The 21,183-nt window shown below is 73.5% G+C and carries 16 protein-coding genes; 6 read left to right on the top strand and 10 right to left on the bottom strand.

The features are described from left to right. The first annotated feature begins 63 nt into the window (after window positions 1-63). The 3 genes from CCN44_RS12035 (at window position 64) to CCN44_RS12025 (ending at window position 3,725) form a co-directional block, all read left to right on the top strand. The gene (locus tag CCN44_RS12035) at window positions 64-1,803 is read left to right on the top strand and encodes a glycoside hydrolase family 6 protein (RefSeq protein ID WP_059254321.1); all 1,740 of its coding nucleotides are present in this window, start codon (window positions 64-66) and stop codon (window positions 1,801-1,803) included. 209 nt (window positions 1,804-2,012) lie between these two features. Next, a complete protein-coding gene (locus CCN44_RS12030) occupies window positions 2,013-2,930 on the top strand; it encodes a class I SAM-dependent methyltransferase (RefSeq protein ID WP_086697646.1) in 918 nt (305 codons plus the stop codon). An 87-nt stretch (window positions 2,931-3,017) separates the two neighbouring features. Continuing rightward, a complete protein-coding gene (locus tag CCN44_RS12025; protein ID WP_086697645.1) occupies window positions 3,018-3,725 on the top strand; it encodes an SDR family oxidoreductase in 708 nt (235 codons plus the stop codon). 13 nt (window positions 3,726-3,738) lie between these two features. Here CCN44_RS12025 and CCN44_RS12020 read toward each other — a convergent pair whose 3' ends face one another. Then, on the bottom strand, window positions 3,739-4,428 hold the full coding sequence (locus CCN44_RS12020; RefSeq protein ID WP_086697644.1) for a glycoside hydrolase family 75 protein: 690 nt from the start codon (window positions 4,426-4,428) through the stop codon (window positions 3,739-3,741). 201 nt (window positions 4,429-4,629) lie between these two features. Here CCN44_RS12020 and CCN44_RS12015 point away from each other — a divergent pair, with 201 nt between their 5' ends. Next, window positions 4,630-5,241 carry a hypothetical protein gene (locus CCN44_RS12015; protein WP_059254329.1) on the top strand — a complete coding sequence of 204 codons (612 nt, stop codon included), beginning with the start codon at window positions 4,630-4,632 and terminating at the stop codon, window positions 5,239-5,241. Between the two features lie 61 nt (window positions 5,242-5,302). On the opposite strand, the gene CCN44_RS12010 is transcribed toward CCN44_RS12015, so the two are convergent. The 6 genes from CCN44_RS12010 to CCN44_RS11985 form a co-directional block, all read right to left on the bottom strand. Continuing rightward, on the bottom strand, window positions 5,303-6,139 hold the full coding sequence (locus CCN44_RS12010) for an aldo/keto reductase (protein ID WP_059254331.1): 837 nt from the start codon (window positions 6,137-6,139) through the stop codon (window positions 5,303-5,305). Between the two features lie 88 nt (window positions 6,140-6,227). Beyond that, window positions 6,228-9,218: an AfsR/SARP family transcriptional regulator gene (locus CCN44_RS12005; RefSeq protein WP_237481044.1), complete on the bottom strand. Its 2,991-nt coding sequence runs from the start codon at window positions 9,216-9,218 to the stop codon at window positions 6,228-6,230. A 992-nt stretch (window positions 9,219-10,210) separates the two neighbouring features. Then, complete coding sequence (locus CCN44_RS12000) at window positions 10,211-11,014, bottom strand: S1 family peptidase (protein WP_086697643.1); 804 nt, start codon at window positions 11,012-11,014, stop codon at window positions 10,211-10,213. Then, window positions 11,011-11,328, bottom strand: a complete 318-nt coding sequence (locus CCN44_RS11995) for a CU044_2847 family protein (protein WP_059254335.1) — start codon at window positions 11,326-11,328, stop codon at window positions 11,011-11,013. Before CCN44_RS11995 ends, CCN44_RS12000 begins: the two co-directional genes overlap by 4 nt. 145 nt (window positions 11,329-11,473) lie before the next feature. After that, window positions 11,474-13,300 carry an AMP-dependent synthetase/ligase gene (locus CCN44_RS11990; RefSeq protein WP_086697642.1) on the bottom strand — a complete coding sequence of 609 codons (1,827 nt, stop codon included), beginning with the start codon at window positions 13,298-13,300 and terminating at the stop codon, window positions 11,474-11,476. Window positions 13,301-13,639: 339 nt separating this feature from the next. Next, window positions 13,640-15,127, bottom strand: coding sequence for an MFS transporter (locus tag CCN44_RS11985; RefSeq protein ID WP_086697641.1), 1,488 nt, complete (start codon window positions 15,125-15,127; stop codon window positions 13,640-13,642). A gap of 108 nt (window positions 15,128-15,235) precedes the next feature. Between CCN44_RS11985 and CCN44_RS11980 the strand changes: the two genes are divergently transcribed. After that, window positions 15,236-16,213 carry an Lrp/AsnC family transcriptional regulator gene (locus CCN44_RS11980; RefSeq protein ID WP_086697640.1) on the top strand — a complete coding sequence of 326 codons (978 nt, stop codon included), beginning with the start codon at window positions 15,236-15,238 and terminating at the stop codon, window positions 16,211-16,213. A gap of 9 nt (window positions 16,214-16,222) precedes the next feature. Here the strand turns inward: CCN44_RS11980 and CCN44_RS11975 are convergent, their stop codons facing one another. After that, a complete protein-coding gene (locus tag CCN44_RS11975) occupies window positions 16,223-17,089 on the bottom strand; it encodes a LysR substrate-binding domain-containing protein (RefSeq protein ID WP_059254342.1) in 867 nt (288 codons plus the stop codon). Between the two features lie 143 nt (window positions 17,090-17,232). Here CCN44_RS11975 and CCN44_RS11970 point away from each other — a divergent pair, with 143 nt between their 5' ends. Beyond that, the gene (locus CCN44_RS11970) at window positions 17,233-18,276 is read left to right on the top strand and encodes a bile acid:sodium symporter family protein (protein WP_086697639.1); all 1,044 of its coding nucleotides are present in this window, start codon (window positions 17,233-17,235) and stop codon (window positions 18,274-18,276) included. Here the strand turns inward: CCN44_RS11970 and CCN44_RS11965 are convergent. Together CCN44_RS11965 and CCN44_RS11960 are read right to left on the bottom strand one after the other, a co-directional pair. Continuing rightward, window positions 18,226-20,130, bottom strand: coding sequence for an exo-alpha-sialidase (locus tag CCN44_RS11965; protein WP_086697638.1), 1,905 nt, complete (start codon window positions 20,128-20,130; stop codon window positions 18,226-18,228). The genes CCN44_RS11970 and CCN44_RS11965 overlap by 51 nt on opposite strands. 114 nt (window positions 20,131-20,244) lie before the next feature. After that, window positions 20,245-21,162 carry a quinone oxidoreductase family protein gene (locus tag CCN44_RS11960; protein ID WP_086697649.1) on the bottom strand — a complete coding sequence of 306 codons (918 nt, stop codon included), beginning with the start codon at window positions 21,160-21,162 and terminating at the stop codon, window positions 20,245-20,247. Window positions 21,163-21,183 lie beyond the last annotated feature (21 nt).

The following is a 21,183-nucleotide window of genomic DNA, read 5'->3' as shown; positions in this document are numbered from 1 at the left end:
GCCCTTGCCCCGTAGATCCCGCAGATCCCACCGAACACCGAAGGAACGAAGGAACCCGCACTCATGAGTCGTACCCGAACATCACTGCTCGCCGCCCTGGCGCTGGTCGCCGGGGCGTCCGGGGCGGCGCTCGGCACACAGCCGGCCTCCGCCGCCGCCGACGCCGTCCCCTGCACCGTCGACTACAAGGTGCAGAACCAGTGGGACACCGGCTTCACCGCCGCCGTCACCGTCACCAACAACGCCGCCGCCAAGTCCGGCTGGTCGGTGAAGTGGTCCTTCGCCGGCAACCAGAAGGTCACCAGCGGCTGGAGCGCGAAGCTCAGCCAGAGCGGCACCGCGGTCACCGCCGCCAACGAGAGCTACAACGGCACGCTGGCCTCCGGCGGTTCGGTCAGCTTCGGCTTCCAGGGCACCTACAGCGGCACCAACGCGGTGCCCGCCACCTTCACCCTCGACGGCGTCACCTGCAACGTCGACAGCGGCGGCGGCGACAACGGAGGCGGTGGCGACAACGGCGGGGGCGGCGACAACGGCGGAGGCGGCGCGGGCCGCGTCGACAACCCCTACTCCGGCGCCAAGGTGTACGTGAACCCGCAGTGGTCGGCGCTGGCCGCCGCCGAACCGGGCGGCAGCCGCGTCGCCAACCAGCCCACCTTCGTGTGGCTGGACCGCATCGCCGCCATCAACGGCGTGGACGGCAAGATGGGGCTGCGCGCGCACCTGGACGAGGCGCTCAAGCAGAAGGGCTCCGGCGAGCTGGTCGTCCAGCTGGTCATCTACGACCTCCCCGGCCGCGACTGCGCGGCCCTCGCCTCCAACGGCGAACTCGGCCCCACCGAGATCGACAAGTACAAGACCCAGTACATCGACGCCATCGCGGCGATCCTGGCCGACGCCAAGTACGCGGGTCTGCGCATCTCCACCCTGATCGAGCCCGACTCGCTGCCCAACCTGGTCACCAACGCCGGCGGCACCAACACCACCACCGACGCCTGCGTGACCATGAAGGCCAACGGCAATTACGAGAAGGGCGTCAGCTACGCCCTGGACAAGCTCGGGGCCATCCCGAACGTCTACAACTACATCGACGCCGGCCACCACGGCTGGCTCGGCTGGGACACCAACCTCGGCCCGACCGCCCAGGAGTTCTACAAGGTCGCCACGACCAACGGCGCCAGCCTGAGCGACGTGGCCGGCTTCATCGTCAACACGGCCAACTACAGCCCGACCAAGGAGCCGTACTTCAAGGTCTCCGACAGCGTGAACGGCCAGACCGTCCGCCAGTCGAAGTGGGTCGACTGGAACCAGTACGTGGACGAGCAGTCGTACGCGCAGGGCCTGCGGGACAAGCTGATCGCGTCCGGGTTCAGCTCCGGTATCGGCATGCTGATCGACACCTCCCGCAACGGCTGGGGCGGCTCCGCCCGGCCCACCGGCCCCGGCCCGCTGACCTCGGTCGACAACTACGTCAACGGCAGCCGGATCGACCGGCGCATCCACGTCGGCAACTGGTGCAACCAGAGCGGTGCCGGTCTCGGTGAGCGGCCGACCGCGGCCCCCGCGGCCGGGATCGACGCCTACGTGTGGGCCAAGCCGCCGGGGGAGTCCGACGGAGCCAGCTCCGCCATCGACAACGACGAGGGCAAGGGCTTCGACCGGATGTGCGACCCCACCTACGGAGGCAACGCCCGCAACGGCAACAACCCCTCGGGCGCGCTGCCGAACTCCCCGCTGGCCGGGCACTGGTTCTCCGCCCAGTTCCAGCAGCTGATGCAGAACGCCTACCCGCCGCTGTCGTAGCCGGGTGAGCGTCCGCCGGGGCCGGGCCCGACCGGCCGGGCCCCGGCGGAGCACGCGTTCAGGTCCCGGCGAACCGCGCCGGGGCGCCCCCCGCACCCCCGGGAACCTTGCCGGGGGTGCACGACGCTTTTGCCATATCCGCAACAGAACTGGCCTCCGTCCGGCGTGCCGTCGCACCCTGTCGGCATCCGGAAGAGAGGCTGATCACCATGGCGCACGACCACCACGAGACCGAGCACCGGCACGGCCACGGGCACCGGCACGGCCACGGGCACGGACACGGCACGGACATCGACTGGAACGAGCTGGGTCCCCTGCTGGAGTCGCAGGCGGAGCTGTTCACCCCCGTCTACGAGCGGGCCATGGCCTGGCTCGGACAGGAGGTGACCGAGCCGGGCCTGATCGTGGACGCGGGCAGTGGCCCCGGTGTGGTCTCCTGCCTGTTCGCCGAGGCGTTCCCCGGCGCCCGGGTCGTCGCCGTCGACGCCACCGCGCCGCTGCTGGAGCGCGCCCGCGACCGGGCCGCCCGCCAGGGCGTCGCCGACCGCTTCGACACCCTCGCCGGTGAACTGCCGGAAGTGCTGGACGAGTTGGAGTACCCGGCGGACCTGCTGTGGGCGAGTCGCAGTCTGCACCACCTCGGTGACCAGCGGGCCGCGCTCGCCGCGTTCGCCGAGCGGCTCGCTCCCGGCGGCACCCTCGCCCTCCTGGAGGGCGGTCTGCCCTCCCGCTTCCTGCCCCGGGACATCGGCATCGGCCGCCCCGGACTCCAGGCGCGGCTGGACGCCCTGGAGGAGGAGTGGTTCGCGCGGATGCGCGCCGACCTGCCGGGGTCCGTCGCCGAGACCGAGGACTGGCCCGCCCTGCTGACCGCCGCCGGCCTCAAGCACACCCGCACCCGCACCTTCCTGCTCGACCTGCCCGCCCCCACTCCCGACCGGGCCCGCGCCTATGTCGCCGCGCATCTGTCCCGCCTGCGCGAGGGCATCGGCGAGGAGCTGGACGCCGACGACCGCGCCACCCTCGACCGGCTGCTCGACCCCTCCGACCCGGCGAGCGTGCACGTCCGGCCGGACGTGTTCGTGCTGGGGGCGTACACCGTGCACACGGCGGTCCGCCGGGGCTAGGGCCTGCCGGACAGGCCCCGGCACTTGACTTCGAGTCCTCTCGAAGTGATGGACTCCCGGCGTCGACCGACGTACAGGGGGAACGGCATGACCACGAACGACGCTCCGGCCGCGCTCGTCACCGGTGGCGGCACCGGTATCGGCGCGGCCGTGGCCCGGCACCTGCTGGACGCCGGGTGGCGGGTCACCGTCACCGGGCGCACCGAGCGGCGGCTGCGGGAATTCGCCGACGGGCTCGGCAACCCGGAGGAGTTGCAGACCGTCGCCGGTGACGCCTCGGCCTTCGCCGACGTCCAGCACGCGGTCGACCGCACGCTCACGGCGTACGGCCGGCTGGACACCGTCGTGGCCAACGCCGGTTTCGCCACCCATGACACGGTGGCGGACGGCGACCCGGCCGGCTGGGCCGAGATGGTCCTCACCAACGTCCTCGGCCCCGCCCTGCTGATCCGCGCCTCCGTCGACGCGCTGAGGGAGACCCGCGGGCGGATCGTCCTCGTCGGCAGCGTCGCCGGGTTCGTGAACACGCCCGGCAATCTCTACGGGGCGACCAAGTGGGCCGTCACCGGTCTCGCCGAGAACACCAGGCGGCAGGTCACGGAGTTCGGGGTCGGTGTCACGCTGGTCGCCCCCGGCCGGGTGGAGACCCCCTTCTGGGACGGCTACGGCAGCCTGCCCCCGGGGCATCTCCTGACCGCCGACCAGATCGCCGACTCGGTCGTCTGGGCGATCCGGCAGCCGGCCGGGGTCGACGTCAACACCGTCGTGGTCCGCCCGCTGGGCCAGCCCAACTGACGTACTCAGTCGCTCAGTTGTTGGCGATGAACTGCTTGGCCAACTGGTCCCCGAGCGAGACCGCGGCGCTGTGGCTCTCGATGGGGGAGACCTTGGAGTTCTTGAACAGGATGTAGGTCACGCCCGACTCGGCGCCGCCGGTCTCCGGGTCGGGGTCGATGCCGAGCGCCTTGGCGGTGGCGTACGACGCCTCACCGATGATCTTCGAGGGGCCGGTGTCGCCGACGACGGCGTACTCCACCTTGTTGTTGTAGATGACGGCGACCACTCCGCCGCCCTTGATGCCGGCGTTCGCGTAGTTCCAGATGCTGCTGGTGCTGGGCACCACGACGTACGGCAGCGTCTCCGCGTTCAGCGGCTTGCCGTCGGACTGGTGGAAGGCCGTGTCGTCCTGGTACCAGGGGTCGCGGTCCTCGTTGCAGTTGGCGGTGCGCTGGCCGTCGCAGTCGATGTCCATGTCGGCCTTCCAGAACACCGCGCCGTTCTTGCCGCACACGGGGACCGTGGCCGACGTCTCGTCGTCGGTCTTGTATTTGCTGTTGGAGATCTGCGAACAGGACGTCACCTTGGCGAGCAGGTCGGCGGCGCTGACCGTGCCTTCCCGCACCGACTCGGGGGCGGCGGAGGCGTGCGCGGGGAGGAGTCCGGCGGCGAGCAGGGCGGTGCCGGAGGCCGCGGCGAGCGTGAGGGTGCGCAGGCGCATGTGGGGGGTTCCCCTCTGTTAGGAAAGTTTCCTTACTGGGTGGATCCACGGTGGCCCAACGCCATGTCCTCGTCAACCCCGGGCTTGCGAACGGCTGAAAGCTGAGCGCATTGCGGTGACTTACCTGGCCGTAGAGACTGGACAGACCGGACATGTACGTCCGGCACTGTCGGTGGTCCCCGCACCCCGGAGGTGAGGCTCATGTTCGTACGCGCGGTGTACGCGACCGGAGATCCGGCACTGCTCGACACGGCCGTCAGGTCGCTGAACAGCGAGGGGCGGGACCTGCTGGAAGAACGCCCCGGATACCGCGGAGCGGGTGTGTTCGCGGACCGGGAACTCGGCAAACTCCTCGCGGTGAGCTGGTGGGAGAGCGAGGAGGCGCGCCGGCACAGCGACGAGGTGATGCGGGAGCGGCGCGGGGCGCTGCTGGAACCGTTCGCGGGTACCGTGGCGGTCGCCAACTACGAGGCGGCGGTGGTCCACCAGGTCCGAGCGCCGCAGCAGGGCGGCGGACTGCGCATCACCAGGATGGAGTTCGACCCCCGGGACACGGATCTGGTCATCGACACCTTCCGGGCCACGGTGGTGCCGAGGGCCGAGTCGCTGCCCGGACTGGCCAGGGCGACCCTGCTGGTCGACCGTGAGCGGGGGCGGGCCATGGCCGGCACCCTGTTCGTCGACCGCGCCTCGCTGGCGGCCTCCCGCGGCTCCGTGGCGACCGTGCGCCACGAGGCGTCGGCGAAGGCGCACGTGGACGTCGTCGGCCTGGAGGAGTTCGAAGTGGTGTACGCGGACGTGCGCGTCGAGTGAGCCGGGCACGGCACCCGGCCGTGCGCCCCGCGCGACGGCGGTACGCACGGCCGGGCCGGGGTCAGGCCAGGTCGAAGGTGGCGGGGTCGGGACCCAGCCGCCGGTCCTCGTTGAGCGCGCTGATCGCCGCGAGGTCCTCGTCGTCCAGGCTGAAGTCGAACACCTCGATGTTCTCCTTGATCCGGGACGGCGTCACGGACTTCGGGATCACGACGTTGCCGAGCTGGAGGTGCCAGCGCAGCACCACCTGGGCCGGGGTGCGGTCGTGCTTCCGCGCGATCGCGACGATCGCCGGCACCTCCAGCAGGCCCTTGCCCTGGCCGAGCGGCGACCAGGCCTCGGTGGCGATGCCCTGCTCGGCGTGGTACTCGCGCGCCTCGCGCTGCTGCAGGTGCGGGTGCAGCTCGATCTGGTTGACCGCGGGGACGACCGAGGTCTCCGCGAGCAGCCGGCGCAGGTGCTCGGGCAGGAAGTTGGAGACGCCGATGGCGCGGACGCGGCCGTCGGCGTGCAGCTTCTCGAACGCCTTGTAGGTGTCGACGTACGTGTCCCGGGACGGCAGCGGCCAGTGGATCAGGTACAGGTCGACGTAGTCGAGTCCCAGCTTCTCCAGCGACGCGTCGAACGCGCGCAGCGTGGAGTCGTACCCCTGGTCGCTGTTCCAGAGCTTGGTGGTGACGAAGATGTCCTCGCGGGGCAGGCCGGAGGCGGCGATGGCCTTGCCGGTGCCCTCTTCGTTGCCGTAGATCGCAGCGGTGTCGATGCTGCGGTACCCGGCCTCCAGCGCCGTGGCGACGGCCCGCTCGGCCTCGTCGTCCGGCACCTGCCAGACGCCGAAGCCCAGCTGGGGCATCTCGACGCCGTTGTTGAGGATGATCGGGGGGACCTTGCTGCTCACGAGCCTCTTGATCCTTCGGTTGTCGACAGGTGGTACTCCCATCGTCAACGATCACGGGCCGTTGTGCATTCCTGACGGCGAAATCCGATCAGCTTCCCGCGGCACGGCCCGCTCCCTCGCCCGCCGTACGGCCGGCCCGGTGCAGCCGTTCCCGCAGCGGACGGCACAGCTCCTCGCCCTCCGGGCCGCGGACGCGTTCGTACACCGCAAGGGCCTCGGCCCAGCAGGTCCGGGCCCGCGCCGACTCGCCCTGCCCGGCCATCGCGTCCCCGAGGACCACCAGCACGTCGGCCCGCCGCCGGTCCCCCCCGACCCGGCTGAGCACCGCGAGCGCCTGCTCGGCCTCGGCGGCGGCCCGGCCGGGCGCCCGCAGCGCCAGCTGGATCTGGGCGCGCCGGAAGCGGACCATACCCTCGCCGAGCGCCTGCCCGCAGTCCTCGAAGATCACCAACGCCTGGTCCAGCTGGCTCAGCGCCTCGCCGGTCCGGCCGGTCGCGGACAGCGCGATACCGAGCGCGTACCGCGACTCGGCCAGCGCCAGGGTGGCGGCCTCGGAGCCGATGCGTTCGATGGCCTCCTCGGCCAGCGCCACGGCGCTGCGCACATTGCCGACGCCCGCCTCGACGTGGGAGAGCTGGCACAGCGCGCTGGCCACGCCGAACGGGTTGTCGTCGGCGCGGAACCGGGACAGCGCCTCGCGCAGACAGCGGTCCGCCTCCGGGAACCTGCCCTCCTGGAGCGCGATGACCCCGCGGTCGTACTGCACCCACGCGCCGGTCACCGGGTCGTCCACCGCGAGGGCCAGCACCAGCGCCCGCTGGGCCTCCGCGTCGGCCGCGCGCAGATCGCCCGCCGTCAGGTGCACGGCCGTCAGCGCGGCGCACGCCCGGCCCTCGGCCTGCGCGTCGCGCGCCGCGTGCGCGGCACGCTTCGCCGCCGCGGCCGTCTCGTGGTACAGCCGGGGACTGCGGACGCCGACCGTGTCCTTGACGCTCCACAGCAGGTCGATCGCCCGGCGCAGCCGGGCGCCGTGCGCCAGCTGCCGTGCGCAGGACAGGATGCCCTCCGTCTCCGCGCCCAGCCAGCGCCGGGCGTCCTCCAGATAGGAGAACTCGGCCGCCGCGCGGGACGTCGGCGCCAGGTGTTCCACACTGCGGTCGCCGGGATGCTCCACCGCGTACGCCTCGGCCGCGCTCGCCAGATAGAAGTCGAGCAGCCGGGTGAGCGCCGCGTCGCGCTCCCTCGGGGCCTCCCGCTCGGCGCAGGCCCGCGCGTACAGGCGCGTGAGGTCGTGGAAGCGGTAGCGGCCCGGTGCCGCGGACTCCAGGAAGCCGGTGTCGACCAGCGCCTCCAGCTGGTCCTCCGTCTCCTCCGGCGGCCCGTCCAGCATGGCGGCGGCAGCGGCGAGCGAGATGTCCGGTCCGTCGGCGAGCCCGATCAGCCGGAAGGCCCGCGCCTGGTGGGGTTCCAGCTGGCCGTAGCCGAGTTCGAAGGAGGACCGCACCGCGAGGTCGCCGGCCTGGAGTTCGTCCAGCCGGCGCCGCTCGTCGGCGAGCTTGGCGGCCAGCACGGCCACGGTCCAGGTGCGCCGGGCCGCCAGCCGGGACGCCGCGATCCGGATCGCGAGCGGCAGGAAGCCGCAGGCGCTCACCACGTCCAGGGCCGCCTCCCGCTCCGCGGCCACCCGCTCCTCACCCACGATCCCGGTGAAGAACTGGACCGCCTCCTCGGGGCTGAGCACATCGAGGTCCACGAGATGGGCACCGGCCAGATCGACCATGCGCACCCGGCTCGTGATGAGGGTCGCGCAGCCCGGCGCGGCCGGGAGCAACGGCCGCACCTGCGCCGAGTCCCGGGCGTTGTCCAGCAGCACCAGGACCCGGCGCCGGTCCAGCATCGAGCGGTACAGAGCCGCGCGGTCGTGGAGCGAGTCCGGGATCTGGGCGTCGGGCGTGCCGAGGGCGCGCAGAAAACTGCCGAGCACGGTCTCGGGCTCCGCGGCCCGCGGTCCCACGCCCTGGAGGTCCGCGTAGAGCTGTCCGTCGGGGAACGCCGACCGGGCGGCGTGGGCGACGTGGACGGCGAGAGTCGTCTTGCCGATGCCGCCGATGCCGGCGGCGCCCGAGATGGCCGTCAGGAAGCCCGGTTCGGTCGTCAGCAGCGTGACCAGCTCGTCCACGAGCGCCGTCCGCCCGGTGAAGTCCGGGACGGTGGCGGGCAGTTGGGCGGGCCGGACGAGGGCTGCCCGGTAGGGTGCCTCGGGACCGTCGGCGGCACCGCCCAGCTCCGGGTCGGCCCGGAGGATGCGCTGCTGGAGTTCCCGCAGCGCGGGCCCGGGTTCGACCCCCAGTTCCTCGGCGAGGAACCGCCGGGTGTCGGCGTACACCGCGAGGGCCTCGGCCTGCCTGCCGCTGCGGTACAGGGCCAGCATCAGCAGCTCGCGCAGCCGCTCGCGCAGCGGGTGCGCCCCGGTGAGCGAGGTGAGTTCGGAGACGGCCTCCGCGTGCGCGCCCAGCTCCAGGTCCAGGCCGAGCCGGGCTTCCCGCAGCTCCAGCCGCCACGCCTCCAGCCTGGCCCGGTGCGCCTCGGCGAACGGCCCGGGCACGCCCGCCAGCGCCTCCCCGTCCCACAGTGCCAACGCCTTGTCGAGCAGCATCCGGGCCCGCGCGGACTTTCCGTCCGTACGGCAGCGGTCCGCCTCGGCGGCGAGATGCTGCGCCTGCTCCAGGTCGAGGGAGCCCGGCGCGACCGCGATGGCGTAACCGCCGGACTCGCTGACCAGGACGCCGGGGCTGAGGACCTTGCGGAGCCGGGACGCGTACGTGCGCAGCGCCGCCAGTGCCTGTGACGGGGGATCCTCCCCCCAGACGGCGTCGATGAGTTCGGCGGCGGTGGCGGTGCGACCGGACCGCAGCAACAGCACGGCGAGCAGGGCGCGTTGCTGGGGCGAACCGGCCGACGCCTCTTCGCCGTACCGGTAGAGCCGTACCGGTCCGAGCACCTTGAACTGCTGGGGCGGGGCCGGTGCGGCCGCGGGCCGCCGGCGTACCGGTGCGGACGTCGTGGGGGGAGCCGGCAGCGGGGGAGCGGCGGACCGGCCGCCGGGGCGCGGGCGGGCCGCCGCGGGGCCGCGCGCGGCGATCTCGGCCCGCCGTCGTGCGGTGGCCGCCAGGCGGCCGGCCGCCCGCAGCCGTCGGCCGTCCCCGCTGCGGACGGCGGTGTCGCCCTCCGCGGCGGCGAGGCTCACCAGCGCCGCCACCGCCTGGGGGTGCAGGGCACCGGCGGTCGCCGCCGTCTTCTGCGCCGCGATGGCCAGGACGTCCGCGGCCCGCTCCATGCGATCCCGGTCGTCGGCGGCACGGGCGGACTCGAACTCGGCGGACGCCAGCGCCACCAGCGCGGACAGCGCGGCCGGATGCTGCCCGCCGACCACCGCGACGAGGCGCCGGACGGTCAGCTCGATGTCGTCGACGAGCCGGTCCGCGTCACCGTGCCGGTCCTGCATCCGGGCCGCCGCCGCGAGGACACACGTCACCAGCAGGCGCAGCTCCAGACGGTCCACGGTGTCGCCGTCGTCCTCCGGCGCCCGGTGGAGCGCCTCCGCCGCGGCCTCGGCCGCCCCGTGGTGATCGCCCAGCCGTATCCTCGTCGCCGCCAGGTTCGCGAACGTCCGGGCGGCGGCCAGGCCGGTGTCCTGGCGCGCCCCCAGCTCCACAGCGGTCCCCAGCACGGTCGAGGCGGCCGGCAGGTGGCCGCGGTCGGCCAGCACGACGGCCAGGTGGTTGAGCGAGTCGAGGTCGTCGCGCAGCCGCCGCGCGTCCCAGGCCAGCCGGGACACCACCTGCTCCAGCAGGGCGTGCGACGCGGCCCGCAGGCCGAGGGCGTCGAGCCGCGGGACGAGCCGGGCGAAGGCCCGGCCGAGATCCGGATGGGCCAGCAACGCCTCGCTCTGGCTCAGCAGCCGGGCCGCGACGGCGGCCCGCTCGCGGTCGGTGATCCGGTCCGGGCGCGCCTGTTCGGCGTGTCGCAACGCCTCGCGCCACACCCACGGGACGTCGGGTGCCGCCCCGGTCATGCGCCGCCTCCGCCGAGTTCCTTGTCGATGAGCTTCTGGACGGCCAGGAACTTCAGCTCGGCGAGCTGCGCCGGGTCGAGGATCCTGCGCTCGGCCCAGTCGTCCAGCTGGCGCAGCAGCGCCTCGGTGCCGGAGAACCGCGGGGGCCGCGGGCCGCCCGCGGCGGCGCGCGCTCCGGCGGGGCGCAGCACGTCCACGAGGTGCGCGACGTCGAGGTGGTCGAAGCGCCGCATCGCCTCCCCGAGGGTGGCCGCGATGAGGACGTTGGTGGCACGGGAGCCGTCGGACCGGTCCGGGGTCTGCTCGATGAGGATGCCCACCACCGCGGGCTGCCGGTCGTCGCCGGGCGGTACGCCCTCGACGGGCCCGCCCGAGTAGCCGGAGTAGTCGCCGAGTTGCTGGTCCGCGGTGAGCTGTAGTGCCTCGATGGTCGCGCCGCCGGCGCACAGATGCGGTGCGGTGCGGTCGATCCGCCCGCTGAGGTGGACCTCGTCGGTGGCCGGCCGGTACGGCCCGCGCCAGCGGTCCCCGTCCTGCGCCACGTCGGCCGCGGGGATCGGCAGGTCCACGTGATGGTCCGCGGCGATCTCGACCAGCGCCAGGTCGGCCTCCTTGTCCTGCCGGCAGACCCGGCCGCCGACACTGCGCCCGTCGGCGAGCCGGATGTCGACGCACTCCTCCACGGCCAGGCCGCGCAGGCAGTGCAGCGCGGTGAGGACGAACCGCCGGGTGAGCAGGAAACCGCCGCCGAGCCGCTGCCGGGCCTGGTAGAGGTCGACCCAGTACCCCGCGCCGGTCACGGCGTCCCCGTCTCCGGGGCGCGCTCCACGGTGAGGGTCACCTCGAAGGAGGCCTCGGCGGACGCCTTGGACAGGATGACGCCGGCCTCCGCCGCCAGGGTCAGTCCGAAGGTGACGTCCAGGCTCCGCACCTGCCAGCCGTCGCGCCGGGGCACCCGGTCCAGGGAGCGCTGGGCGATCTCCGAGGCCTGCACGATGGCCTGCTCGATCTCGGCGGCGCGCTCGTCGAGGCCCGCCGTGGTGCGGGTGCGGCTCGCGATCTGCCGGTTGCCCGCCGCGTCGAGCGACACCGTCTCGACCCTGATGTCGGCCATGACCCTGCTTCCCCCGTGTGCGCCCGAGCCTGCGATGACGGACCGCGGCCCTGGCGGGCGGAGATCCCAACAGGAGCGTAGCCCGGGGGACTTGGCGCCGCGACCGCTTCCCGCGGCTACGCCGGGTGCGGTTCCGGCCGGCCGGTCACATCCGGTACAGCGCGTCGACCTCGTTCGCGTACGCCTTCTCGATCGCCTTCCGCTTCAGCTTCAGCGACGGCGTCAGCAGCCCGTGTTCCTCGGTGAACGGCTGGGCCAGGATGCGGAAGGTGCGGATCGACTCGGCCTGGGAGACGAGGGTGTTGGCGGCGACCACGGCCCGCCGCACCTCCGTCTCCAGATCGGGGTCGTGGACCAGCTCGGCCGGGGTCATCCGCGGCTTGCCGCGCATCTGGAGCCAGTGGTCGACCGCCTCCTGGTCCAGGGTGACCAGGGCGGCGATGTAGGGGCGGTCGTTGCCGACCACGATGCACTGGTTGACCAGGGGGTGTTCGCGGACCCGCTCCTCCAGCACGCCCGGGGAGACGCTCTTGCCGCCGGAGGTCACGAGGATCTCCTTCTTGCGGCCGGTGATGGTGAGGTAGCCGTCCTCGTCCAGGGAGCCGAGGTCACCGGTGGCGAGCCAGCCGTCGTGCAGGGTCTCGTCGGTGGCCTTCGGGTTGTTGAGGTAGCCCTGGAAGACGTTGCCGCCGCGCAGCCAGATCTCCCCGTCGTCGGCGATGTGCACGGTCACGCCCGGAATGGCCTGGCCCACCGTGCCGTAGCGGGTGCGCTCGGGCGGGTTGGCGGTCGCCGCGGCCGTCGACTCGGTCAGGCCGTACCCCTCGTAGATCTGCACGCCCGCGCCCGCGAAGAACAGTCCGAGCCGGCGGTCCATGGCCGAGCCGCCGGACATCGCGTTCCGTATCCGGCCGCCCATCGCGGCGCGGATCTTCGCGTACACCAGCTTGTCGAACAGCTGGTGCTGCATCCGCAGCCCCGCCGACGGTCCCGGCCCGATGCCCCAGGCCTTCGCCTCGACCGCCTCCGCGTACTTGACGGCGATGTCGACCGCCTTCTCGAACGGCCCGGCCTTGCCCTCCTTCTCGGCCTTGCGGCGGGCCGCGTGGAAGACCTTCTCGAAGATGTACGGCACCGCGAGGATGAACGTCGGCCGGAACGCGGCCAGGTCGGGCAGCAGGGCGGCGGCGTGCAGCTGCGGCTGGTGCCCGAAGCGGACCCGGCCGCGGATCGCGGCGACCTCCACCATCCGCCCGAAGACGTGCGCCAGCGGCAGGAACAGCAGCGTGGACGCCTCGTCGCCGCGCTTGCAGTGGAACACCGGCTCCCAGCGCCGGATGACGGTGTCCGCCTCGCACATGAAGTTGCCGTGGGAGATCACACAGCCCTTGGGGCGGCCGGTGGTGCCGGAGGTGTAGATGACGGTGGCGACCGAGTCGGGGGTGACCGCCTGCCGGTGCCGGTGTACCGTCTCGTCGTCCAGGTGCGCCCCGGCGTCGTACAGTTCCTGCACGCAGCCGGCGTCGAGCTGCCACAGCTGGCGCAGCCGCGGCAGCCGGTCGATGACGGTGGCCAGGGTCATCGCGTGGTCCTCGTGCTCCACGACCGCGGCGGAGACCTCGGCGTCGTGGAGCATCCAGAAGCACTGCTCGGCCGAGGACGTGGGGTAGACGGGCACCACCTGGGCGCCGATGGTCCACAGGGCGAAGTCGAAGAGGGTCCACTCGTAGCGGGTGCGGGACATGATCGCGACCCGGTCGCCGAACCGGACACCGCGGGCGAGCAGGCCCTTGGCGAGGGCCATGACCTCGTCGCGGAACTCGGCGGCGGTCACGTCCCGCCACTGTCCGGCGGCGTCCTTGCGGCCGAGCACGATGTGCAGCGGGTCGGTCAGGGCATGCTCGAAGACGACGTCTGCCAGACCGCCCACCGGCGGCGGCGACGCCAGCGGAGGGTTGGTGAACTCGCGCAACCTCGCTCCCCGTGTCTCGCGCCTCAGTGACGTTGGTCTCCATCACCGCACAGCGCGGTGAAAGCTACCCCACGCGTGGTGCATCCGGGAGGGGGGCGGAAACCGAGCAAACCTCACGTTTCACCTGGCCCATGCCCGTGAAATGCCCGCACAAGGGGAAGGGCCGGACACAATACTGACGGCTCAGTAAGTTTCGGTACCGTAATCTCCACCGAATCTGTACGCCCCGATTACCGCGCCCCACGCGCGCGGGGCGGCCCCGGAGCCCGGCTCCGTGACCGCCCCGACCGTGCGCCGACCGCCGACCGCCGTCCGGCGTCCGCCGCGTCGGTCCGCCGCTCAGCCGCGGGCCGGCACCGCCTCCTCCCGTACCGTGCCGGAGGCCGTCGGGGGCGTCGGCCGGGCCGTGCGGGTCAGCGCCAGCACCAGGGTGCCCGCCACGATCCCGGCCAGACCCGCCACCACCAGCGCGCCGTTCAGGCCCGAGGCGAACGCGGCCCGCAGGGTGTGCTCGGGGAAGGCGCCGCGCAGCGCCCCGGCACCGCCGCCGGCCAGCGTGTGGGCCGCGTCGCCCGGGAGCGGACCGGTCATCCGCGAGGTGAGGACGGTGCCGAAGACGGCCACCCCGAGCGCGTATCCCAGCTGCCGGACCGTGTTCACGGCCCCGCCCGCCATCCCGGCCCGCTCGGCCGGCACCGCCGCCAGCGCGGCACCGGCCACCGTCGGCGCGACGAACCCGGTGCCGACCCCGACCAGCACGAACCCCGGCACCAGCGCCGTCCAGTCGTCGCCCGCGTCCAGCACCGCCTGGCCGAGGGTGCCGGCGGCGATCAGCAGCAGCCCGCCGCCGACCGTCAGCCGGGCCGGCACCCCGTGCAGCAGCCGCCCCACCAGGACCGCGACCACCATGGAGACCGCCGTCATCGGCAGCAGCGTCAGCCCGGCGCGCACCGGCGACAGGCCGAGCAGCGTCTGCATCCAGAGCGACAGATACGGGATCCCGCCGAACGCCACACCGTTGAAGGCGAAGGAGCCCAGCATCGTGCCGACGAACGCCGGCCGGCGCAGCAGCGACAGATCCAGCAGCGGATGCGCCACCCGCCGCTCCACCAGCACGAACACCACCAGGGCCAGCGCGGCCACCGCGAACGAGGTCAGCGGGGCGCGCGCCGTCCAGCCGTCCTCGCCGGCGCGCACCACGGCGTACGTCGCACCGCCCGCGAACACCGCGAAGGCCGCCGTACCCGCCCAGTCCACGCCGCGCCCGCGCGGCCCCCGCGACTCGGGGACCGCCCGCAGCGTCAGCCACACCGCCAGGACGCTCACCGGCAGGTTCACGAAGAAGATCCACCGCCAGCCCGGGCCGGCGGTGATCAGCCCGCCCAGCACCGGCCCGGCCGCCGCCGCCCCTCCGCTGACCGCGCCCCACACCCCGAGCGCGGCGGAACGCCGCCGGCCCTCGTAGGCCGAGGCCAGCAGCGGCAGCGTCGTCGCGAACATCGCCGCCCCGCCGATGCCCTGCAACGCCCGCGCCGCCACCAGCAGCTCCGGCCCGGACGCCAGCCCGCACAGCAGACTGGCCACCGCGAACAGCACCACGCCCGCCACATGGACCCGGCGCCGCCCCAGGATGTCCGCCGCGGCGCCCACCGCGAGCAGCAGCGCGGCCAGCGCCAGCGCGTACCCGTCGACCACCCATTGCAGATCGCCCAGCGACGCGTGCAGCGCGCCCGCCATGTCCGGCAGCGCCACCACCACGATCGTCACATCCAGCAACAGCATGAACGTGCCCAGGCATATGGCCGTGAGCGTCCCCCAGCCACGCATGTCCTCAACTCCCTACGAACGGCTGCGTATCGCTGCGTACGATGGCCACGCGACGGCCGATCGGACGGCCGAGAGAGCCGTGCGCGACGGAATCCGACGGGAGAGAGCATGCTGCGGATGGAATCCGACACCTTCGACCTGCTGGACCTCCAGCTGCTCTCCGCCCTGGAGGTCGACGGCCGGGCCTCCTTCAGCCGGATCGCCGCCGTCCTCGGTGTCTCCGACCGGACGATCGCCCGCCGCTACCGCCGGCTGTGCGACGAGGGCGGACTGCGGGTCGTCGTCCTGCGGGACGCCGTCCGCCTCGGCCAGGACCAGTGGATGCTGCGGCTGCGCTGCGCGCCCGACAGCGCCACCGTCATCGCCGACGCACTCGCCCGCCGCCCGGACACCCACTGGATCGGGCTGGTCTCCGGCGGCACCGAGATCGCCTGCATCACCCGCCCGCGCAGCCCCGGCGACCGCGACGATCTGCTGCTCGGCAAACTGCCCCGCACCCCGAGCGTCGTCGAGATCCGCGCCCTGCAACTGCTGCACCGCTTCTACGGCGGCCCGGTCGGCTGGCTGCCCAAGTTCCGGGCGCTCAGCGACGAGCAGATCGCCGCCCTGCGCCCCGACCTGCCCGAGCCCGGCCCGGCCCGCCTGGAGCCCGGGGACGCCCCGCTGCTCGCCGCCCTCGAACGCGACGGCCGCGCCACCTACCCCGAACTCCAGCGCGCCACCGGCCGCTCCGAGTCCGCGGTCAAACGCCGCCTGTCCGCCCTGATCGCCTCCGGCGCGGTGTACGTCGACATCGAGTACGACACCGGGATCCTCGGCTATCCCAAGTCGGCCATCCTGTGGATCACCACGGCTCCCGGCGCGCTGGACTCCGTCGGCCGGACCCTCGCCACCCACGACGAGATCGTCTTCGCGTCCGCCACCGCCGGCCCCTCCCACCTCGTGGTCACCGCCGTCGTCCGCGACACCGCCGCCCTGTACGCCTACCTCAGCGGGCCCCTGGGACGGCTGGACGGCGTCCAGCACGTGGAGACGACACCCTTCCTGCGCCGGGTCAAGCAGCTGACCTACCGTCCCGCGCGGTGACGGCCGGGGTCAGCCGCTCCGCCGCAACCGCTCGCCGCCCGCCAGGACCGCCGCGGCCAGCGCGTTCGCGGCGCCCTCGGCCGGCCCCCGGCGCCGGCCGTGCACCAGGACGAAGTCGACCTTGCCCAGTTCGGGCAGGCCCGCGCGGTCGGGCAGCCGGAACAGGCCCGGCGGGATCAGCCGCCGGGAGTGGGCCATCACCCCGAGGCCGGCGCGGGCCGCCGCGATCAGTCCGTTGAGGCTGCCGCTCGTGCACACGATCCGCCACGGACGGCCCTGCCGCTCCAGCACCTCCAGCGCGCGGGCACGGGTGATGCCGGGCGGCGGGTACACGATCAGCGGAACGGGCCGGTCGCCCTCCAGGCGCAGCCGCTCGGCGCCGATCCACACCAGGTCGTCGCGCCACACGAGTTCGCCGCGCGGGTCCTCGGGGCGCCGCTTGGCCAGCACCAGGTCGAGCTTTCCGGCGGCCAGCCGCTCGTGCAGGGTGCCCGACAGCTCCACGGTCAGCTCCAGGTCGACCTCCGGATGGTCGTAGCGGAAGCCCTCCAGGATCTCCGGCAGCCGGGTCAGGACGAAGTCCTCCGAGGCGCCGAACCGCAGCCGGCCACGCACGCGCGTGCCGGTGAAGAACGCCGTGGCCTGCTCGTGCACCTCCAGGATCCGGCGGGCGAACCCCAGCATCGCCTCGCCGTCCTCGGTCAGCTCCACCGAGTGGGTGTCCCGGGAGAACAGCTGCCGGCCGGCCGCGTCCTCCAGCCGGCGCACGTGCTGGCTGACCGTGGACTGGCGCAGCCCCAGCCGCCGGGCGGCCTGCGTGAAGCTCAGCGTCTGGGCGACCGCGAGAAAGGTGCGCAGCTGCGTCGGGTCGTACACGAGGTCCGAGCCTAGCGCGGTCATCGCGGAACGTGATGGCAGTCAGAGTGGTGTGCGGGATTCCCGATCAGACGCGGGAGGAGGACGATGGAGAGGGGCCCTACGGCCCGGGACCGTCCGTCACCCACAGCAATCGGAGCACCGTGAAACACCTGCGCTGGCCGAGTTGGATGCCGATCGACCCGTACATCCTGCTGCTGCTCGGGACGGTGGGTCTCGCCGCGCTCCTCCCGGCCCGGGGCACCGCCGCCGACGTGACCTCGGGAGCCTCCACGGCCGCGATCGCCTTCCTGTTCTTCCTCTACGGCGCCCGGCTGTCCACCCGCGAGGCGCTCGACGGACTGCGCCACTGGCGGCTCCACCTCACCGTCCTGATCTGCACCTTCGTCCTCTTCCCGGTGTTCGGGCTGGCGGCGCGCGCTCTCGTGCCGGTCCTGCTGGACCAGCCCCTCTACCAGGGCCTGCTGTTCCTGACGCTGGTGCCGTCCACGATCCAGTCGTCCATCGCCTTCACCTCGATCGCCCGCGGCAACGTGCCCGCCGCGATCTGCGCCGGGTCGTTCTCCTCCCTCATCGGCATCGTCCTCACCCCGCTGCTCGCGGCGGGCCTGCTCGGCGGCGACGGGGTCGGGTTCTCCACCGACTCGCTGGTGAAGATCGTGCTCCAGCTGCTGGTGCCGTTCCTCGCCGGGCAGCTGCTGCGGCGCTGGATCGGGGAGTTCGTCACCCGGCACAAGAAGGTCCTCGGGCTGGTCGACCGCGGCTCCATCCTGCTGGTCGTCTACACCGCCTTCAGCGAGGGGATGAACCGGGGCATCTGGCACCAGGTCAGTCCGGTACGGCTCGCCGGGCTGCTCGGCGTCGAGGCCGTCCTGCTGGCCGTGATGCTGGTCCTGACCTGGTACGGCGCCAAGGCACTCGGTTTCGGCCGGGAGGACCGGATCGCCATCCAGTTCGCCGGGTCGAAGAAGTCCCTCGCCTCCGGACTGCCCATGGCGAGCGTCCTGTTCGGTGCGCAGGCCTCCCTGGCCGTCCTGCCGCTGATGCTCTTCCACCAGATGCAGCTGATGGTGTGCGCGGTCATCGCCAAGCGGCGGGCCCGCGATCCGGAGGCGACCGCGGACGCGCCCGAGGAGTCAGCCGCGCACCCGGTCGAGGGGCAGCCGGACCACCGTGTCCTGCGGTGACCGCAGCACCTCCGGGTCCGCCAGCTCCGCGTCGGTGAGTGCCCGGTCCCACACGCGCACCTCGTCCAGCGCGCCGGTGAAGAAGGCGCGGCTGTCCATCCGCTGACCGAGGTGGACGCCGAACGGCGAGTTCCGGCTGACGGAGCCCGGCACGTCGGCCACGGAGGTCTCCGTCCCGTCGACGGTCAACGACAGCCGGCCTCCCGCACGGACTCCGCGGGAGTCGTCCCCGTCCCGGCGGAGCACGGCGTGGTGCCACCGCCCGTCGTTGTACGCCGTGGCCGTGCGCACGGCGGCGGTCCGCGGGGGACCGGCCCCGTCGCGGACGGTGATCAGCCCCTGGACGCGGTTGTTCGCCGGCTCCGCGCGCAGCCACACCTGCGGCTGGCCGGTGCCGATCCCGCCCATCCACAGCAACGGCTGCTCCCCGGCGGCCGCCGTGTACCGGAACCGGAGCGAGACCGTGAAGTCCTTCGTGCCCAGCGGGAGCCCGGCGCGGTAGGGCAGGCGTATGGCGTCGCCGGTGCCGTCGAACTCCAGCGCGTTCCCGGACACCCCGTCCGTCTTCTCGGGGTCGCCGAGCACCGCCGCCGGGCGGCCGTGCGGGGCGAGGTCCGCGGTGACCGGGTCGGGGCCGCGGCGCGGGGCGAGCCAGTCCTCGGTGAAGCGGGCGAAGCGGATCTCGTCCCGCGCGTCCACCGCGCCGCCCTCGTAGAGCAGGCCGACCGTGCCGGAGCCGATGCGCACCAGATCGGAGTAGCCCGACCAGTCCGTGGTGACGACCGTGCCGCGGTCCACGCTGTCCCAGGTCCGGCCGCCGTCGTAGGAGGAGCGGATCATCATCGTCCGCCGCCGGTCGGGGTCGGCGGGGCAGGCGAGCAGCAGGCGGTCGCCCAGGCGCAGCAGCGAGCCCTGCACCTGCGGGGTGTACAGGCCGGGCAGGCCGCGGAAGGGCGCGGTGAAGCTGCTGCCGCCGTCGCGGCTGACGGCCTGGGTGCGGTGGCCGAGGTCGGTGCCGTCCTGCTCCCGGCCGCTGACCAGGATCGACCCGTCCCCGCGCTCGGCCAGGGTGAGTTCGGAGGGCTTCTGCCGGAAGGTGCCGTCGGCGGCGACGGGCCAGCTGTCGGTGGCGCCGATCCGCCAGTGGCCCCCGTGGTCGTCGCTGACGATCAGCGCCGCGTGGTTGGCGGTGACCCGGCTGCCGTTCCAGGTCTCGGTGTTGACCCCGAAGACCAGGCGCCCCGCGTACCGGCCGCGGGTGAGCTGGATGCCGTGCACGGGACCGGTGGCGTACCAGGAGTTCCAGTCGGCGGGCAGGATCTCGCCGCTCAGGTCGCGCGGCCGGGACCAGCTCAGGCCGTCGTCGTCGCTGTACTGGAGATGCGGGGTGCGGTCGCAGGGGACCGCGCAGTTGCCGCTGTCCGTACGCCCCGTGTTGTAGGTCTCGGCGAGCCAGATACGGCCGGTGGCGCGGTCCACGACCGGGGCCGGGTTGCCGTGGGTGTCGCCGGCGCCCTCGTTGACGACCTGTAACGGCCCCCAGGTGCGCCCGCCGTCGGTGGAGCGCTTGAGGACGATGTCGATGTCGGCCGCGTCCCCGCAGTTGAGGACCCGGCCCTCGGCGAACGCCAGCAGCGTGCCGGCGGTCGTGGTGACCACCGCCGGGATGCGGAAGCACGCGTAGCCGGGGTCCCGGGCGGCCTTGAACAGCACCTGCTGCTCGAACTCCGCTGCGCCCCCGGCCGATTGGGCGTGGGCCGGCGGGGCCGGGGTGAGGGGGGCGAGCAGGCCGGCCGCGGTGAGGGCGGCGGTGGCGAGTGCGGATCTGAGACGGGCGCGCAGACATGACGGCACGGTGCGACCTGCCCTTCGTCGGCGGGACATCCGGACGTCCGGACATCCCACGTCCAACGTGCGTGCCATCGACGGTAGTTGGGAGTGGCGCACGTCACAAGAAGCGTGCGGCGGTCACGGTCGCAGGACGACCTTGCCGAGGTTGGCCCGGCTCGTGATCGCCTCGTGCGCCGCCGCCGCGTCCGCCAGGGCGAACTCCCCGTGCACGGCGGGCTTCAGGGCGCCCTCGGCGAACAGCCGCCACAGCTCCTGCCGCCACTGCTCGTACAGGTCCGGCCGGCCGCGAGCGATCAGCCTCATCTGGAAGCCGATCACCGACTTGGCGCCCACCAGCAGGTCGTACGCCCGGACGGTGCCGCCGCCCGAGCTGTAGGCGACCAGGCGGCCGTGCGGGGCGAGCGCGGCGACGGCGGGGGTGAGCAGGTCGCCGCCGACGGCGTCCAGGACGCAGTCGACCGGATCGCCCCAGCTGTCGTCGCCGTACCGGACGCAGTCGTCCGCGCCGAGCAAGCGGACGAAGTCCGCCTTCGCCGCGCCGGACACGGCCCCCAGCACCCGTCCCGCACCCCGTGCCCGCGCCAGCTGGACGGCCAGGTGTCCGACGCCGCTCGCCGCGGCCGTGACGAGGACCGACTCTCCCGGGGCGAGCCGGGCCGCGGTCAGCGCGCCCAGTGCCACGAGTCCGCCGCGCACCAGCGCGACCGCGGTGACGGCGTCGGCGTCGTCCGGCACCGGTGAGGCCATGGCCTCGTGCAGCAGGGCGAACTCGGCGTACCCGTGGCCGAAGCAGAGCCCGGTCACCCGGTCGCCGGCGCGGAAGCGGGTCACGCCCTCGCCGGCCGCGACCACCTCGCCCGCGATCTCGCCGCCGAGCGGCACCGGCTCGGCCGCCTCGGTCACCTTGCGGACCACCGGCAGGGTGACGCCGACGGCCGCGCAGCGCACCAGCAGCTCCCCGGGGCCGGGCTCGGGGACGGGTACCTCTTCCAGGAACAGGGGGCCGCCCGCGGACTCGTAGCGGACACGGCGCATCGCAACCTCCAGGGGCCGGGC

Source organism: Streptomyces tricolor, from assembly GCF_002155905.1.
Classification (GTDB): Bacteria; Actinomycetota; Actinomycetes; order Streptomycetales; family Streptomycetaceae; genus Streptomyces; species Streptomyces tricolor.
Note: the sequence above shows the minus strand (reverse complement) of the source record. Positions and strands in the feature narration are given on the sequence as shown.

Coding starts and splice junctions, on each gene's coding strand:
- CCN44_RS12015 (WP_059254329.1), top strand. CDS start 4,630: ATGTTCGTACGCGCGGTGTACGCGACCGGAGATCCGGCACTGCTCGAC.
- CCN44_RS12030 (WP_086697646.1), top strand. CDS start 2,013: ATGGCGCACGACCACCACGAGACCGAGCACCGGCACGGCCACGGGCAC.
- CCN44_RS12025 (WP_086697645.1), top strand. CDS start 3,018: ATGACCACGAACGACGCTCCGGCCGCGCTCGTCACCGGTGGCGGCACC.
- CCN44_RS11960 (WP_086697649.1), bottom strand. CDS start 21,162: ATGCGCCGTGTCCGCTACGAGTCCGCGGGCGGCCCCCTGTTCCTGGAA.
- CCN44_RS11985 (WP_086697641.1), bottom strand. CDS start 15,127: ATGCGTGGCTGGGGGACGCTCACGGCCATATGCCTGGGCACGTTCATG.
- CCN44_RS11980 (WP_086697640.1), top strand. CDS start 15,236: ATGCTGCGGATGGAATCCGACACCTTCGACCTGCTGGACCTCCAGCTG.
- CCN44_RS11995 (WP_059254335.1), bottom strand. CDS start 11,328: ATGGCCGACATCAGGGTCGAGACGGTGTCGCTCGACGCGGCGGGCAAC.
- CCN44_RS12035 (WP_059254321.1), top strand. CDS start 64: ATGAGTCGTACCCGAACATCACTGCTCGCCGCCCTGGCGCTGGTCGCC.
- CCN44_RS12020 (WP_086697644.1), bottom strand. CDS start 4,428: ATGCGCCTGCGCACCCTCACGCTCGCCGCGGCCTCCGGCACCGCCCTG.